17 protein-coding genes and 1 other RNA gene are annotated in these 15075 nt (G+C 67.9%); 9 read left to right on the forward strand and 9 right to left on the reverse strand.

The genetic code is table 11. From position 1 onward, the window contains the following. Nucleotides 1–20 precede the first annotated feature (20 nt). The 6 genes from yihA to G539_RS26420 all read left to right on the forward strand — a co-directional run bounded on the left by yihA (nucleotide 21) and on the right by G539_RS26420 (nucleotide 5277). Nucleotides 21–662, forward strand: a complete 642-nt coding sequence (gene yihA, locus G539_RS0121065; protein ID WP_029076960.1) for a ribosome biogenesis GTP-binding protein YihA/YsxC — start codon at nucleotides 21–23, stop codon at nucleotides 660–662. Between the two features lie 101 nt (nucleotides 663–763). Beyond that, complete coding sequence (gene argB, locus G539_RS0121070; RefSeq protein WP_029076961.1) at nucleotides 764–1666, forward strand: acetylglutamate kinase; 903 nt, start codon at nucleotides 764–766, stop codon at nucleotides 1664–1666. Further along, on the forward strand, nucleotides 1666–2391 hold the full coding sequence (locus tag G539_RS0121075; RefSeq protein ID WP_156912090.1) for a pyrimidine 5'-nucleotidase: 726 nt from the start codon (nucleotides 1666–1668) through the stop codon (nucleotides 2389–2391). Before argB ends, G539_RS0121075 begins: the two co-directional genes overlap by 1 nt. A 266-nt stretch (nucleotides 2392–2657) precedes the next feature. After that, a complete protein-coding gene (gene dapD, locus G539_RS0121080) occupies nucleotides 2658–3509 on the forward strand; it encodes a 2,3,4,5-tetrahydropyridine-2,6-dicarboxylate N-succinyltransferase (protein ID WP_029076963.1) in 852 nt (283 codons plus the stop codon). 16 nt (nucleotides 3510–3525) lie between these two features. Next, the gene (gene dapE / locus G539_RS0121085; protein ID WP_029076964.1) at nucleotides 3526–4680 is read left to right on the forward strand and encodes a succinyl-diaminopimelate desuccinylase; all 1155 of its coding nucleotides are present in this window, start codon (nucleotides 3526–3528) and stop codon (nucleotides 4678–4680) included. 12 nt (nucleotides 4681–4692) lie between these two features. Further along, nucleotides 4693–5277, forward strand: a complete 585-nt coding sequence (locus tag G539_RS26420) for a hypothetical protein (protein WP_051231878.1) — start codon at nucleotides 4693–4695, stop codon at nucleotides 5275–5277. On the opposite strand, the gene truA is transcribed toward G539_RS26420, so the two are convergent. The 3 genes from truA to def form a co-directional block, all read right to left on the reverse strand. Next, complete coding sequence (truA, locus tag G539_RS0121095; RefSeq protein ID WP_029076965.1) at nucleotides 5230–6015, reverse strand: tRNA pseudouridine(38-40) synthase TruA; 786 nt, start codon at nucleotides 6013–6015, stop codon at nucleotides 5230–5232. The genes G539_RS26420 and truA overlap by 48 nt on opposite strands. A gap of 110 nt (nucleotides 6016–6125) precedes the next feature. Continuing rightward, nucleotides 6126–7058 (reverse strand): methionyl-tRNA formyltransferase, encoded by a 933-nt coding sequence (gene fmt, locus G539_RS0121100; RefSeq protein WP_029076966.1) that lies wholly within the window; start codon nucleotides 7056–7058, stop codon nucleotides 6126–6128. Nucleotides 7059–7065: 7 nt separating this feature from the next. Further along, a complete protein-coding gene (def, locus tag G539_RS0121105; RefSeq protein WP_029076967.1) occupies nucleotides 7066–7620 on the reverse strand; it encodes a peptide deformylase in 555 nt (184 codons plus the stop codon). Nucleotides 7621–7760: 140 nt separating this feature from the next. Here def and G539_RS0121110 point away from each other — a divergent pair, with 140 nt between their 5' ends. Both G539_RS0121110 and G539_RS26425 read left to right on the forward strand, forming a co-directional pair. Beyond that, nucleotides 7761–8927 (forward strand): DNA recombination protein RmuC, encoded by a 1167-nt coding sequence (locus G539_RS0121110; protein ID WP_029076968.1) that lies wholly within the window; start codon nucleotides 7761–7763, stop codon nucleotides 8925–8927. Between the two features lie 5 nt (nucleotides 8928–8932). Then, on the forward strand, nucleotides 8933–9346 hold the full coding sequence (locus tag G539_RS26425; RefSeq protein WP_051231880.1) for a hypothetical protein: 414 nt from the start codon (nucleotides 8933–8935) through the stop codon (nucleotides 9344–9346). Here the strand turns inward: G539_RS26425 and G539_RS0121120 are convergent. The 5 genes from G539_RS0121120 to ffs all read right to left on the reverse strand — a co-directional run bounded on the left by G539_RS0121120 (nucleotide 9324) and on the right by ffs (nucleotide 12993). Next, nucleotides 9324–9932, reverse strand: a complete 609-nt coding sequence (locus G539_RS0121120; RefSeq protein ID WP_051231882.1) for a DUF924 family protein — start codon at nucleotides 9930–9932, stop codon at nucleotides 9324–9326. The two genes, G539_RS26425 and G539_RS0121120, sit on opposite strands and share 23 nt — an antisense overlap. 27 nt (nucleotides 9933–9959) lie before the next feature. Next, on the reverse strand, nucleotides 9960–10565 hold the full coding sequence (recR, locus tag G539_RS0121125; protein WP_029076970.1) for a recombination mediator RecR: 606 nt from the start codon (nucleotides 10563–10565) through the stop codon (nucleotides 9960–9962). Between the two features lie 32 nt (nucleotides 10566–10597). Then, nucleotides 10598–10921: a YbaB/EbfC family nucleoid-associated protein gene (locus G539_RS0121130; protein WP_029076971.1), complete on the reverse strand. Its 324-nt coding sequence runs from the start codon at nucleotides 10919–10921 to the stop codon at nucleotides 10598–10600. Between the two features lie 37 nt (nucleotides 10922–10958). After that, nucleotides 10959–12776, reverse strand: coding sequence for a DNA polymerase III subunit gamma/tau (locus G539_RS0121135; RefSeq protein WP_029076972.1), 1818 nt, complete (start codon nucleotides 12774–12776; stop codon nucleotides 10959–10961). A 126-nt stretch (nucleotides 12777–12902) separates the two neighbouring features. Beyond that, an RNA gene (gene ffs, locus G539_RS26835) (signal recognition particle sRNA small type) lies at nucleotides 12903–12993 on the reverse strand. A gap of 150 nt (nucleotides 12994–13143) precedes the next feature. On the opposite strand from ffs, the gene nudC reads away from it, so the two are divergent. Then, nucleotides 13144–14109, forward strand: coding sequence for an NAD(+) diphosphatase (gene nudC, locus G539_RS0121140; RefSeq protein WP_029076973.1), 966 nt, complete (start codon nucleotides 13144–13146; stop codon nucleotides 14107–14109). An 89-nt stretch (nucleotides 14110–14198) separates the two neighbouring features. On the opposite strand, the gene G539_RS0121145 is transcribed toward nudC, so the two are convergent. Further along, a complete protein-coding gene (locus G539_RS0121145) occupies nucleotides 14199–15050 on the reverse strand; it encodes a prephenate dehydratase (RefSeq protein ID WP_029076974.1) in 852 nt (283 codons plus the stop codon). Between the last annotated feature and the right edge of the window lie 25 nt (nucleotides 15051–15075).

Consider the following 15075-nt stretch of genomic DNA (forward strand, 5'->3'; position numbering starts at 1 on the left):
GCTCGCAACGAGGCTGAGCCATGCCCGAAATCGACCAGGAAGAGATCGACCGCCTCGAGCGCGGCCGGCTCTTCTTCGCCAAGCCCTGGGACTTCGTGATGAGCGTCCCGTCGATCGAGATCCTGCCGCCGATCGGTCCGGCCGAGATCGCCTTCTCCGGCCGCTCGAACGTCGGCAAGTCATCGCTGATCAACGCGCTGACCAACCGTATCGGGCTGGCGCGCACCTCGAACACGCCGGGCCGCACCCAGGAGCTGAACTTCTTCACCTCCAACAGCGGCCTGTCGATCGTCGACATGCCGGGCTACGGCTATGCCGAGGCGCCGAAGAAGCTCGTCGATGCGTGGAACCGGCTGATCAAGGACTATCTGCGCGGCCGGGTCAGCCTGCGTCGCGTGTATGTGCTGATTGATTCGCGCCATGGGCTGAAGGCGAACGACAAGCTGACGCTCGACCTGCTCGACCAGACCGCGGTCTCGTACCAGATCGTGCTGACCAAGGTCGACAAGCTGAAGACCGGCGAACTGGCCAAGGTCCGCGCCGCGACGGAAGCGGCGATCGCCAAGCGTCCCGCCGCCTTCCCGACCATCATCGCCACCTCTTCCGAAACCGGCGAGGGCATGGATCTGCTCCGCGCCGAGATCGCCCAGCTCGCAAGCTGACGACCTTTTCGTCGGCCCGAGCGGCGAACCTATCGTCGTCATTGTTCCGCCACCCCAGAATCGCTATAGAGCCCTGCCTTTGAGCGGAGCGGAGATTTGAGATGGATATGCGGCTGGAGGACAGCACCGACCCCGAGCTGACGGCGCGTCTCATTGCCACGGCGCTGCCCTACATGCTGCGCTATGACGAGAAGACGGTCGTCGTGAAGTTCGGCGGCAATGCCATGGGCTCGGAAGAGCTCGGCAAGGCCTTCGCCGAGGACATCACGCTGCTGAAGCTCGCCGGCATCAATCCCGTCGTCGTGCATGGCGGCGGGCCGCAGATCAACGCCATGCTGAACCGGCTCGGCATCAAGTCCGAATGGGCCGGCGGCATGCGCATCACCGACAAGGCGACCGTCGAGGTCGTCGAGATGGTGCTGGCCGGCTCGATCAACAAGGAGATCGTGCAGACGATCACCGAGGCGGGCGGACGCGCCATCGGCCTGACCGGCAAGGACGGCAACATGGTCACGGTGCGGCGTCTGTCGCGCACCGTCGTCGATCCCGATTCGAACATCGAGAAGGTCGTCGACCTCGGCTTCGTCGGCGAGCCGACCCGCGTCCGCACCGAAGTGCTCGAAGTGCTGGCCAAGTCCGAGATCATCCCCGTGCTCGCGCCGGTCTGCGCGGGCGAGGACGGCGAGACCTACAACGTCAACGCCGACACCTTCGCCGGCGCCATCGCCGGCGCGCTCGACGCCAGCCGCCTGCTGTTCCTGACCGACGTTCCCGGCGTGCTCGACCGCAACAAGCAGCTGATCAAGGAACTCTCCGTCGCCGAGGCCCGCGCGATGATCGCCGACGGCACCATCTCCGGCGGCATGATCCCGAAGGTCGAGACCTGCATCGAGGCGCTCGACCGTGGCGTCGAGGGCGTCGTCATCCTCGATGGCAAGACCCCGCATGCCGTGCTGCTCGAGCTCTTCACCGAGCGCGGCGCCGGCACGCTGATCAAGCGCTGATGACGGACGCGACGACCCGGGACAAGCCCATGCCGGCGACGCTGGAAAGCCTCGCCGACATTCGCTCCTGGGTCTTCGATCTCGACGACACGCTCTATCCGAAGCACACGGGCGTGTTCGACCAGGTCGGCGCCCGCATCCAGCTCTATCTCGAGCGCCATTTCTCGATCTCGCCCGAAGAGGCGGTCGCCGTTCGGCGCGACTACTACCGTCGCCACGGCACGACCCTGCGCGGCCTGATCGTCGAGCAGGGCATCTCGCCAGACGCCTTTCTCGATTTCGTGCACGACATCGACCATTCGCCGCTCGCGCCCGATCCGGCGCTCGTCGCGGCGATCGAGCGCCTGCCCGGCCGCCGCTTCGTGCTCACCAATGGCTCGCGCAGCCATGCCGAGCGCATCATGGCCCGTATCGGCCTCGGCGATCAGTTCGAAGACATCTTCGACATCATCCGCGCCGATTTCCTGCCCAAGCCGCATCCGGACACCTATCGCCGCTTCCTCGGCGAGAACGCGATCGACCCGACCAGCGCGGTGATGTTCGAGGACCTGCCGCGCAACCTCGAAGTGCCGAAGGCGCTCGGCATGGCGACGGTGCTGGTGGTGCCGCGCGGCGAGAGCACCGTCCCGGCCGAGAGCTGGGAGACGACAGCCAGCACGGCGCATATCGACCATCTCACCGACGATCTCGGCGCCTTCCTCGGCCGACTCAACCCGCGCGCCTGACGGGCCCTTCGCCACGCCGGCCATGGCCGGTCGGCCACGCCAGGCTGGCTCCGGCCCGAGGACCGCCCATGCCGCGCCCCGAGCCCGACCGCCGATGCGGCGGCGGCGCCCAGTGATTCGGAAGCCACCCGCAGGCAGTAGCGCACGGCGAAAAACCGGCAGCGCCGCGCCTTGCGCGTTGACTTCCCGGCAGTGCCCGATATCGTCCCGGCCGAACCGATACGGCCACGCCTCCCCCGGCCGAAATCCAATTCCAGGGATAGATGATGACCACGCACGACCTCGCCGCCCTCCGGACCACCGTCGAAGCCGCTTTCGAGGATCGCGCCAACATCAGCACCGCGACGCAGGGCGCCGTCCGCTCGACCGTCGAGACCGTGCTCGCCCTGCTCGACAAGGGCGAGGCGCGCGTCGCCGAGAAGATCGACGGCGACTGGGTCGTCAATGACTGGCTCAAGAAGGCGGTGCTGCTCTCCTTCCGCCTGAACGACATGGCGCCCATCTCCGGCGCGCCGGGCGGCTCGTCCTGGTGGGACAAGGTGCCGACCAAGTTCGAGGGCTGGGGCGCGGACGAATTCGGCCAGGCCGGCTTCCGCGCCGTTCCGGGCGCGATCGTCCGCCGCTCGGCCTTCATCGCGCCGAACGTCATCCTGATGCCGTCCTTCGTCAATCTCGGCGCCTATGTCGACAGCGGTACCATGGTCGACACTTGGGCGACGGTCGGCTCCTGCGCCCAGATCGGCAAGAACGTGCATCTCTCGGGCGGCGCCGGCATCGGCGGCGTGCTCGAGCCGCTGCAGGCGAGCCCCACCATCATCGAGGACAATTGCTTCATCGGCGCCCGCTCCGAGGTCGTCGAGGGCGTCATCGTCGGCGAGGGCTCGGTCATCTCGATGGGCGTGTTCATCGGCGCCTCGACCAAGATCGTCGACCGCGAGACGGGCGAGGTCCACATGGGCCGCGTGCCGCCCTACTCCGTCGTCGTCTCCGGCTCGATGCCCGGCAAGACGCTGCCGAACGGCCAGCCGGGCCCGTCGCTCTACTGCGCCGTCATCGTCAAGAAGGTCGACGCCAAGACCCGCTCGAAGACCAGCGTGAACGAGCTGCTGCGCGACTGATCCGGGACCCGTCACCATGGCCAGCGATCCCGTCCGCATCCTGCAAGACCTCATCCGCTGCCCGTCGGTAACGCCTGCGGAAGGCGGGGCGCTCGCCTATCTGGAGAGCGTCCTCACCGAGGCCGGCTTCGCCGTCGAGCGCCCGGTCTTCTCCGAGGCGGGCACGCCGGACGTCGAAAACCTGTTCGCCACCATCGGCACGGGCGCACCGCACTTCGTCTTCGCCGGCCACACCGACGTGGTGCCGCCCGGTGACGCCGCGCGCTGGAGCCATGGCCCGTTCGACGGCGACATCGCCGAGGGCGAACTCTATGGCCGTGGCGCCGTCGACATGAAGGGCGGCATCGCCGCCTTCGTCGCGGCGGCGCTCGATTTCCTCGCCGAAGGCGGGCACAGGCAGGGCACGATCTCGCTGCTGATCACCGGCGACGAGGAAGGCCCCTCGATCAACGGCACCTCCAAGCTGCTCGCCTGGGCGGCGGAGCGGGGCCATCGCTTCGACGCGTCGATCGTCGGCGAACCGACCAATCCGGAGCGCATTGGCGACGCCATCAAGGTCGGCCGGCGCGGTAGTCTCTCGGGCACGGTCATCGTCAACGGCCGGCAGGGCCACGTTGCCTACCCGCACCTGGCGCAGAACCCGATCCCGCAGCTGACGACGCTGATCCGCCGGCTGACCGCCGAGGGGCTCGACACCGGCAGCGAGCGCTTCGACGCCTCGAACCTCGAATTCGTCGGGCTCTCCGTCGACAACAGCGCGTGGAACGTGATTCCCGCCGAGGCGCGCGCCCGCTTCAACATCCGCTTCAACGACCAGTGGACGCGGGCGACGCTGGAAGCCTGGCTGATGAACCGCCTCGAGGAAGCGGCCGGCAATTCGATCGATTTCGAACTGCTGCTCGAGCCGGGTGGCAGCGAGTCCTTCCTCACCCATTCGGAGAAGCTGATCGGCACCCTGACAGAGGCGATCGAACGGGTGACCGGCCGCAAGCCGGCGCTTTCGACCAGCGGCGGCACGTCCGACGCGCGCTTCATCAAGGACTACTGCCCGGTCGTCGAATTCGGCCTCGTCGGCCAGACGATGCACCAGGTCGACGAGCGCGTCGCTCTTGACGATCTCGCGGCGCTCACGAACATCTATCGCGGCTTTCTCGATCAGTATTTCGGATAAGGCGTCGGCCGGATGATCAGCCCCCAGTCGTCCAGCGCGCTGATCGGTGCGCTGGAGTTTTTTCTCGGCCGGCGCGAAGGGCTGCAGCGCTTCGACTTCAGCCTAGACGGCTTCTGGCGGTCCTTCGGCGCGATCCTCTACATCCTGCCGTTCTTCGCCATCAACGTCGCCGTCGAGCACCGGCTGCGACCGCCGGACGTGATGGTCACGGGGCCGTCGGATTTGGTCTTCGTGCTGTCGCGGCTGCTCGATCTCGGGCTGGACTGGGTGATGATGCCGCTGCTGCTCGCGGCCTTCGCCAAAAACCTCGGCATCGTCCGCAGCTACGCGTCCTACATCGTCGTGCGCAACTGGGCGTCGGTCGTCATGTCGGCGCCGCAGGCGCTGATCGCGCTGCTCGCCGGGCTCGGCCTGCTGCCGCTCGAATTCGCCGCGATCCTGTCGCTGGCCGTCATCGGCGTCATGCTGCGCTATCACTACCAGATCGTCGGCGCGACGCTCGGCGGCTCGCCCGCCTTCCGCGCCGGACTGGTCGGCGCCGACCTGGCGTTAAGCCTCATCCTCTCCGGCGTCTTCAGTCGCCTGTTCGGCGGTTGAGCCGTAGTCGACCTTGACAAGGTAGAGCCCGCCCGGCGGCGCCACCGGGCCGCAGGCCTTGCGGTCGCGCGCCTCCAGCACCTCGCCGACGCGCGCCGCCGGCCACTTGCCCTCGCCGACCTTCTTCAGCGTGCCGACCATGGAGCGGACCTGGTTGTGCAGGAAGGAGCGGGCCGAGACGCCGAACAGCACATGGTCGCCCTCGCGGGTGATCTCCAGCCGGTCCAGCGTCTTCATCGGGCTCTTCGCCTGGCAGTCGGCCGAGCGGAACGTCGTGAAATCATGCCAGCCGAGCAGAAGGTTCGCCGCCTCCTGCATCGCGTCGATGTCGAGGCGCTTGCGCACGTCCCAGACGCGGTTGATTTCCAGCGCCGCCGGCGCGCGGCGATCGAGCACGCGGTAGATGTAGTGTCGCTTCACCGCCGAGCGGCGCGCGTCGAAATCGTCCGGTACCGGCTCGGCCTCGATCACGGCGATCGGCTCCGGCCGCAATTGCGCGTTCATCGCGTCGCGGATGCGCAGGCCGGCCCATTTGCCGGTCAGATCGAAATGCATCACCTGGCCGGTCGCGTGCACGCCGGCATCGGTGCGGCCGGCGCCGCGCGTCGACACCGTCTCGCCGGAAAAGCGCAGGATCGCCTCCTCCAGCGACTGCTGCACCGAAGGCGCGTTGGCCTGGCGCTGCCAGCCGGCATAGGGAACGCCGTCATATTCGATCAGGAGCTTGTAGCGGGGCATGGCCGGCCTGGAGCGTTTTCGAGCGAAGTGAATGCCGGTTCGCGTGAAGAAAACGCGATCAAACGAAGAGCTGGAGCCGTTCTTCGTTTCACCGAAACGATGAAACGGCTCTAGCCGACGACGTCGCCCGGCGCAACCGCCGCGCCGCGCAGGAACTCGCCGGCGCGCAGCGGCTTGCCGCCGGCACGCTGCACCTCGACGAGCCGGACCGCGCCGTCGCCGCAGGCAATCGTCAGCTGGTCGTCGAGCACCGTGCCGGGAGCGCCGGAGCCTTCCGCGCGCGTCGAACGCAGCACCTTGACCCGCTCGGCCTTGCCGCCGAGCGTCATCTCGCACCAGGCGCCGGGAAAGGGCGACAGGCCGCGAATGTGGTCGTGCACTCGGCTCGCCGGCAACGTCCAGTCGATCCGCGCCTCGCCCTTGTCGATCTTGGCGGCGTAGGTGACGCCCTCCTCCGCCTGCGGCACGCTGTCGAGGCCGCCGCGCGAGGCGGCGGCGAGCGCCCGCACCATCAAATCGGCGCCGAGCCGCGCCAGCTTGTCGTGCAGGTCACCGGTGGTGATGTCGGGGGCGATCGCAATCTTCTCGACCATGGCGACGGGCCCGGTGTCGAGCCCGGTCTCCATGCGCATGACCATCACGCCGGTCTCCGCATCGCCGGCCATGATGGCGCGATGGATCGGCGCGGCGCCGCGCCAGCGCGGCAGCAGCGAGGCATGCAGGTTGAGGCAGCCCTCGCGCGGCGCGTCGAGGATCGCCTGCGGCAGGATTAGCCCATAGGCGACCACCACCGCGACGTCGGCATCGAGACCGGCGAAGGCCTCCTGCTCGTCGGCGCCCTTCAGCGATTTCGGCGTGAAGACGGGAATGCCGAAGCGCTCCGCCGTCTCGTGCACGGGCGACTTGCGCTCGGCCATGCCGCGGCCGGCCGGACGCGGCGGCTGCGTGTAGACGGCAACGACCTCGTGGCCCTGACCGATGATCTCGACCAGCGTGGGCACAGCGAATTCGGGCGTGCCCATGAAGACGACGCGGAGGCTCATATCCGCCTCACATCTCGTCGGGGGTGTGCGACTTGAACTCCGGCCGGACGCCGGTCTTGGCGGCCTTGACGAACTTCTTGATCACCATGTCGCGCTTCAGCCGCGACAGGTAGTCGATGAAAAGCTTGCCATCGAGATGGTCGATCTCGTGCTGCACGCAGGTGGCGAGGATGTCGTCCGCGTCGATCTCCTGCAGCTTGCCGTCGCGATCGAGATAGCGGATGCGGACGGAAGCGGGGCGCTCGACCTCGGCGTAATAGTCCGGGATCGACAGGCAGCCTTCCTCGTAGACCGAGCGCTCGTCGGAGGAGGTCAGGATCTCGGGATTGATCAGGAACAGCGGCGCGGGCTTGCTGCCCTCCTCGCGACCGGACACGTCGATGGTGACGACGCGGCGCGGCACGCCGACCTGGATCGCCGCGAGGCCGATGCCCGGCGCCTCGTACATCGTCTCCAGCATGTCGTCCATGAAGCGCAGAAGTTCGTCGTCGATGCGCTCGACCGGCTCGCTGACGAGCCTCAGCTTCGCGTCCGGCAGGGTGATGATGTCGAGAAGAGCCATGAAAACCTCGGTTTGAGCCGTTTCAGATAAGAGATGCGGCCGAGACGGTCAACGTGGAATGATGTCCCGGCCCGCCGCGCACCGCCGGCATGTTCTCGTTTTGATCTCCTCTCCGCGCCCGAATCTGCTATGAAGGGCGCATGCAGGACGCTCTCTTCATCCTCGGCGACAGGCCGATCACCGTCGCCATGCTCCTTCTGGCAGCGATCGCGCTCGGCCTGATGCTGCTCTTCATGATGCTGCTGGTGCAGATGCGCAGCGCCCGCCGGCGGGCGCTGGCGGAGACGGACCAGGCGATCCAGGGCGACGAGTTCGAGCGCCGCATCGCGGAGCTCGTCCGCATCCAGAGCGAGATGACAGGCCGGATGCAGACCATGGCCGAGGTATTCGGCTCGCGCCAGTCTGAGCTGCTGCAGGGGCTATCAAACCGCATGGACGGGCTCGGCCACCGTATCGGCCAGAGCATGGTCGAATCGACCCGCCATACGCACGAAAACCTCGCCCGGCTGAACGAGCGCCTGGCGGTGATCGACACGGCGCAGCGCAACCTCACCGAGCTTTCGAGCCAGGTGGTCGGGCTGCAGCACATCCTCGCCAACAAGCAGACGCGCGGCGCCTTCGGCCAGGCTCGGATGGAGGCGATTGTGCAGGATGGCCTGCCAATCGGCGGCTACCAGTTCCAGGCGACGCTCTCGAACGGCAACCGGCCCGACTGCGTCATCGCCTTCCCGAACGACGCGGCCGGCCTCGTCGTCGACGCCAAGTTCCCGCTCGAGGCCTGGAACGCGATCCGCGCCGCCGACGGCGACGCACGGGCCGCGGAAGCCCAGTTCCGCCGCGACGTCGTCAAGCACCTGAAGGACATCGCCGAGCGCTACCTGATCCCCGGCGAGACGCAGGACACGGCCTTCATGTTCGTGCCCTCGGAATCGATCTTCGCCGACATCCACGAGCGCTTCGAGGATCTCGTCCAGACGGCGCACCGGCTAAGGATCGTCATCGTCTCGCCCTCGCTGCTGATGCTCTCGATCCAGGTGATCCAGTCGGTGCTCAAGGACGCCGGCATGCGCGAGCAGGCGCATCTGATCCAGGGCGAGGTGATGAAGCTGATGGAGGATGTCGGCCGGGTCGACGAGCGCGTCCGCAAGCTGAAGACCCATTTCGACCAGGCATCGAAGGATATCGACGACATCCTGGTCTCGACGCGCAAGCTGACGGCGCGCGGGGCGAAGATCGAGGCGCTGGAGTTCGGCGACGAAGGCTCGCCTGCCTATGACCGCCAGCCGGATCTTTTGGCCGGGCAATAGCGTCCATGGGTCCGATCCGGTCCGGAGCGATCTACTTCCTGGCCGTCTTCGCGATCGGATTCGGGCTTGGTGCGGTCCGGGTTCTGGGGCTTGAGCCCCGGATCGGCGCCTTGGCGGCGGTTGCGCTGGAGCTGCCCATCATGCTTGCCGCGGCCTGGGTCGTATGCGGCCGAATTCTCCGGCGCTCGCAGGTCACGGCGCGACACGGCGCCGATATCGGCATGGGCGTCGTCGCCCTGTTTCTGCTCTTCGCCGCCGAGTTCGCGCTCGGGCGGTTCGGTTTCGGCCGGCCCGTGGCCGATCAGCTGGCGGCTTATGCGACCTGGCCCGGCCTGCTCGGCCTCGCCGGCCAGTTCGGCTTTGCTGCGATCCCGACGATCCGCTCCCGGTGGCGCGTCAGTAGCCGCGCCCGTCCTTGAGGAATTCGAGCTCTTCCGGCGTCGAGGCGCGGCCGAGATCGGCGTTGCGGTGCGGAAAGCGGCCGAAGCGGCGGATCACATCGCGATGCTTCTCGGCATAATCGAGGAAGGAGGCGTAGGTCGCCTTCTCCGCCTCCGGCACCTCGGCGAGCAGCGCCTCGTAGAGGGCGACCGAATAGTCCTGGTCGGCGAGATCCTCGCCGTGCTCGAAGGGCAGGTAGAGGAAGACACGCTCCATCGGCGTGAAGCGCTCGACACCGCCCTCGATCAGGCGACGCGCGGCGGCGCGGGCCCGCGCGTCATAGGCGAAGGCGCGGCCGTCCTCGCGGAACAGATTGCGCGGAAACTGGTCGAGGAAGAGGACGATACCGATGCCAGCCGCCGGCGGCATCGTCTCGAACGGCCAGTCCGTCTCGGCGACGGCGTCGAGATGATCGCCGAAGCGCACGCGGCAGGCCTCGTCAGTGCCGTCATGGCGCGAGAACCAGACCCTCACCTGCTCCGCCGGCGCGTCGATGCCGGCGATCAGTTCCTGGAACCAGAAGCGGTGGGCATCCAGAAGAATCGTGGCGGCTGGCTGTTCCATCGACAAAGGCTCTCCGTACGGACTGGATCAGAAGGGCGTGCGGGCGCGGATCGCGGCCGCCAAGGTCCCCTCGTCGAGATAATCGAGTTCACCGCCCACGGGCACGCCATGGGCAAGGCGCGAGACCTTGACCGGCGTGCCGGTCAAGCGGTCGGTGATGACATGCGCGGTGGTCTGGCCATCGACGGTGGCGTTGACCGCGAGGATCACCTCGGCCACCTCGCCAGTCGAGCAGCGCGCGACCAGGCTGTCGATGTTCAGGTCCTCCGGACCGACGCCGTCGAGCGGCGACAGCGTGCCGCCGAGCACGTGGTAGCGCGCCTTGATCGCGCCGGCCCGCTCCAGCGCCCAGAGATCCGACACGTCCTCGACGACGACGATCGTCTTCGCGTCGCGCGCCGGATCGCAGCAGATGGTGCAGGGATCCGAGGTATCGATGTTGCCGCAGGTCGAGCAGGTCAGGATCCGCTCGGCCGCCACCGTCATCGCGCCGGCGAGCGGCACCAGCAGCTGGTCCTTCTTCTTGACCAGCGCCAGCGCGGCGCGCCGGGCCGAACGCGGCCCGAGCCCGGGCAACCGCGCGAGCAGCTGGATCAGGCGTTCGATTTCGGGACCGGCAGTGCTGCGGGCCATCGACACTCTCTATGTTGCTGCGGCGCGCTTTTTTAGAACGGCAGCTTCAGGCCGGCCGGCAGGCCGAGGCCGCTCGTCATTTCCTGCATCTTCTCCGCCATGGTGCGCTCGGCCTTGGCGCGCGCATCGGCATGGGCGGCGGTGATCAGGTCCTCGAGGATCTCGACATCTTCCGGCTTCAGGAGCGAGGGATCGATGGAAAGCTTGCGCAGGTCGCCCTTGGCGGTCATCACGACCTTGACGAGGCCCGCGCCCGACGAACCCTCGACCTCGATATTGGCGACTTCGGCCTGCATGTCCTGCATCTTCGACTGCAGTTCCTTGGCCTTGCTCATCATGCCGAGAATGTCGCGCATGGGATTGCTCCTTCAGTTCGGAAATCGTTGCGAATAATCAGTCTTCGTCGGGATCGGGCGCTTCGTCGGGATTCTCGACGGGCACGGAAGCTGGCGGCAGGCCGAGGTCTTCCTCGCCGCCGCGGATCTGGATGTCGACGATCTTGGCGCCGGGGAAGCGCGTCAGCACGGCGGCAACCAGCGGATCGGCCGCTGCGTCCGAGCGCGCCTTGTCGCGTGCCATGGTGCGCGCCTCGGCAATGGTCGGCTCGGTCGCGCCCTTGCCGAGCGCAACCACCCAACGCTCGCCGGTCCAGTCGGACAGCTTGCGCCCGAGCTCCTGCGCCAGCGTGCGCGGCGCATCGGAGGTCGGCTCGAACTCCAGGACGCCGGGCTCGAAACGGATCGGCTTCACCTGCTGCTCGAGCGAGAGCTTCAGCGGGATGTCGCGCTTCAGCCCGACATAGGCGACGAGATCCTCGAAACGCTGGAAGCGGACCGCCGGCTCTGCCTTGGCAAGCGGCACGCCGGCCGGCTGCGCCATCATCATCGGCGCCGAGGCCGCACTCATCGTGGTGCGCATCTGGCCGACGGGGCCAGCGCCCTGAATCGCCTGGGGCTGCGACGAACCCGACGGGCCGGAAATCTGCGGCGCGCCGCCGCCTGCGGATCCGCCGGCGAAATTGCCGCTCTTCAGGAGGCGCAGCGCCTCGTCCGGCGTCGGCAGGTCGGCGGTGTGGGCGATACGGATCAGCACCATGTCGGCGGCGGCGAGCGGCCGGTTGGAGCTCGATACTTCCTCGATGCCCTTCAAGAGCATCTGCCAGGCGCGCGCCAGCACCCGGAGCGGCACGGTCTCGGCAAGCGCCCTGCCCCGCGTCCGCTCGTCCTGCGGCAGGGCGGCGTCCTCGCCGGAATCCGGCACGACCTTGAAGCGGGTCACGGCATGGGTGAAGGCGGCGAGATCCTGCAGCACCACGGCCGGATCCGCGCCGATGTCGTATTGTTCCTTGAGCAGGGCGAGCGCGTCGGCGATACGGCCGCCCATCACCGCCTCGAACAGGTCGATGACGCGGGCGCGATCCGCGAGGCCCAGCATGCCGCGCACGTCCTCGGCCGTGATCGTGCCGGCGCCATGCGCGATCGCCTGGTCGAGCAGCGAGAGCGAATCGCGCGCAGACCCCTCGGCGGCGCGGGCGATCATGGCGAGCGCGTCGTCGCCGATCGCCACCTGCTCGCGCTCAGTGATCGAGCGCAACAGGCCGATCAGCCGGTCGGATTCGATGCGCCGGAGGTCGAAGCGCTGGCAGCGCGACAGCACGGTGACCGGAACCTTGCGGATCTCGGTCGTCGCGAAGATGAACTTCACATGCTCGGGCGGCTCCTCGAGCGTCTTCAGCAGGCCGTTGAAGGCCGCGCCGGACAGCATGTGCACTTCGTCGAGGATGTAGACCTTGTAGCGCGCCGAAACCGGCTTGTAGCGCACGGCCTCGATGATCTCGCGGATATTGTCGATGCCGTTGTTCGACGCCGCGTCCATCTCGAGCACGTCGACATGGCGCCCTTCCATGATCTCGGCGCAATGCACGCCGAGCTCCGGCATGTCGATGGTCGGTCGGTCGATCTTGCCGGGGATCGAATAGTTGAGGCCGCGCGCGAGAATGCGCGCCGTCGTCGTCTTGCCGACGCCGCGGACGCCGGTGAGCATGTAGGCCTGCGCGATGCGGCCAGTCTCGAAGGCGTTCTTGAGGGTACGGACCATCGGCTCCTGGCCGACGAGGTCGTCGAAGCTCCGGGGCCGGTATTTGCGCGCCAGAACGCGGTAGGCGCCGTTCGCGCCGCCGCCGGGGGTGCTGGAAACTTCGCCGCCGTCCATGCGTATCCCGCTGCCGTCCCTGTACCGTTTCGCGCCCAACCCGCGCCCTCGCGGGCAAGCCCCGGCGACCTTAGCACACCCTGCGGGGCGCGCCCGGCTCGACATCCAGGGGCTGGGGAAAAGGTGGGAGGCTGGCACGCGACCCGTGCCGTGGCTCGTTGGGGCTGCTTCCTTCCGGACCTGACCCGGTTGGCGAGTGGCTCGTCCACCACCAACCTCCCGCGGAGACATATCGTCGTTCCCGATCGAAATGGCAAGCCCGAAGCGCGATCGGGGCTATCGCGACCGGGGCCTCTGTGGCGTAATCAACGGATTCCCTTCGAGTCGGCGCCCGCCGGCCGCCTTCACCGCACACCGCAGCAGCACCATGGCCCGTACCTTTTTCGATCGCTTGCCATCCGTCGAGCCCAGCACGACCGTCGGCTTTTCCGGCAATCTGCTCGACCGGCGCAGCGAGGCGCGCAACGAATCCACCTTTGCCGCGGCCGTCGCCGATCCGAGCGCGCGCGTCCTTCTGCTGCGCGGCGACGAGGCGATGATGCGGGCGGGCGGCGTAACGGAAAGCCTGTTCACGCTGAAGGAAGCGAGGGCGCTCGGCGCGGCGATGGACGACGCCATCCTGCTCGGCTGGGAGGGTTCGGCGCCCCGTATCGCGGCCCTCGTCGGCAGCGACACCTCCTTCGACGTCGACGCCTTCCACGCCGTGCCGCTCCGGACGCTGGCGATCAACGCCTTCTCGGGCGGCATCCTCTCCGATACGGTCGAGCCCGCGGCGCTCGGCGCGCTGGCACAGGCCCGCGCCCTCCTGCACTGGCATGCGGCGAACCGTTTCTGCGGCCGCTGCGGCACCCGCTCCAGCATGGCGCTGGGCGGCTATCGGCGCGATTGCCCGAACTGCGAAATGCAGGCGTTTCCGCGCACCGATCCGGTGGCGATCATGCTGGCCGTCGACGGCGATCGCTGCCTGATGGGCCGGCAGGCGCGATTCGCGCCCGGCACCTATTCCTGCCTCGCCGGCTTCGTCGAGCCGGGCGAGACGATCGAGGACGCGGTCCGCCGCGAGATCCAGGAAGAGGCCGGCATCAAGGTCGGCCGGGTCGCCTATCACGCCAGCCAGCCCTGGCCGTTCCCGATGTCGCTGATGATCGGCTGCATCGCCGAGGCGACCTCGACCGAGATCGTGCCCGATACGGAAGAACTCGAGGACTGCCGCTGGTTCTCGCGCGAGGAGACGCTCGCCATGCTCGACGGCGAGCATCCGGACGGGCTGTCGACGCCGCCGCGCATGGCGATCGCCCACACGCTGATCCGCGCCTGGGCGGAGGCCGGCTAGAGCATTTAGCGATTCGGTTGGTCGGGTTTTCTTCACGCGAACCGGTACCCACTTCGCTCGAAAACGCTCCAGCGCCGGCCACCCTTGCCTCAGTCGCGCGGCTCGACGATGCCGGCGCGGAAGGCCGCGGCGGGATAGACGCCGAGGATCCGCAGTTCTGCCGAGAAGAAGGCGAGCTCCTCGAGCGCATGCGCGAGGCCCGCATCCTGCGGATGCCCCTCGACGTCGACATAGAACTGCGTCGCCGAGAAGCGGCCGTCGAGCTGGTAGCTCTCGAGCTTGGTCATGTTGATGCCGTTGGTGGCGAAGCCGCCGAGCGCCTTGTAGAGCGCCGCCGGAATGTTGCGCACCCGGAAGACGAAGGTCGTGACCACCGGCCCGGCGCCATGCGCGGCCGGCTGCGGCTCGCGCGACAGGATGACGAAGCGCGTGGTGTTGTGGGCGGCGTCCTCGACATTCTCGGCAAGGATGTCGAGCCCGTAGATCTCGGCGGCGAAGCGCGGCGCGAGCGCGGCCCGCGTCAGGTCGCCCGATTCGGAGATGATGCGCGCGGCGCCCGCCGTGTCGCCGGCGACGATCGCCCGATAGCCATGCTCGCGCATGATGCGGCGGCACTGGCCGAGCGCGTGGACATGGCTCTCCACCGTCTTGATCGACTGCAGCGTCGCGCCCTTCAGCGCCATCAGCTGGAAGCGAATCGGCAGGAAGTACTCGCCGATGATGTTGAGGCCGGAATCCGGCAGCAGGTGATGGATGTCGGCGACGCGGCCCGCGAGCGAATTCTCGATCGGGATCATGGCGAGGTCGACCTCGCCGCGCGCCATGGCCTGGAAGCAATCCTCGAAGGTCGGGGCCGGGACGGCCTCGTACTCGGGATAGACGTCGGCGCAGGCGATGTGGGAATTGGCGCCAGGTTCGCCCTGGAACACGATCTTCTTCATGGGGCTGAGACTTCTGTTCAGGTTC

This window comes from Kaistia adipata DSM 17808 (genome assembly GCF_000423225.1).
Lineage (GTDB): Bacteria > Pseudomonadota > Alphaproteobacteria > Rhizobiales > Kaistiaceae > Kaistia > Kaistia adipata.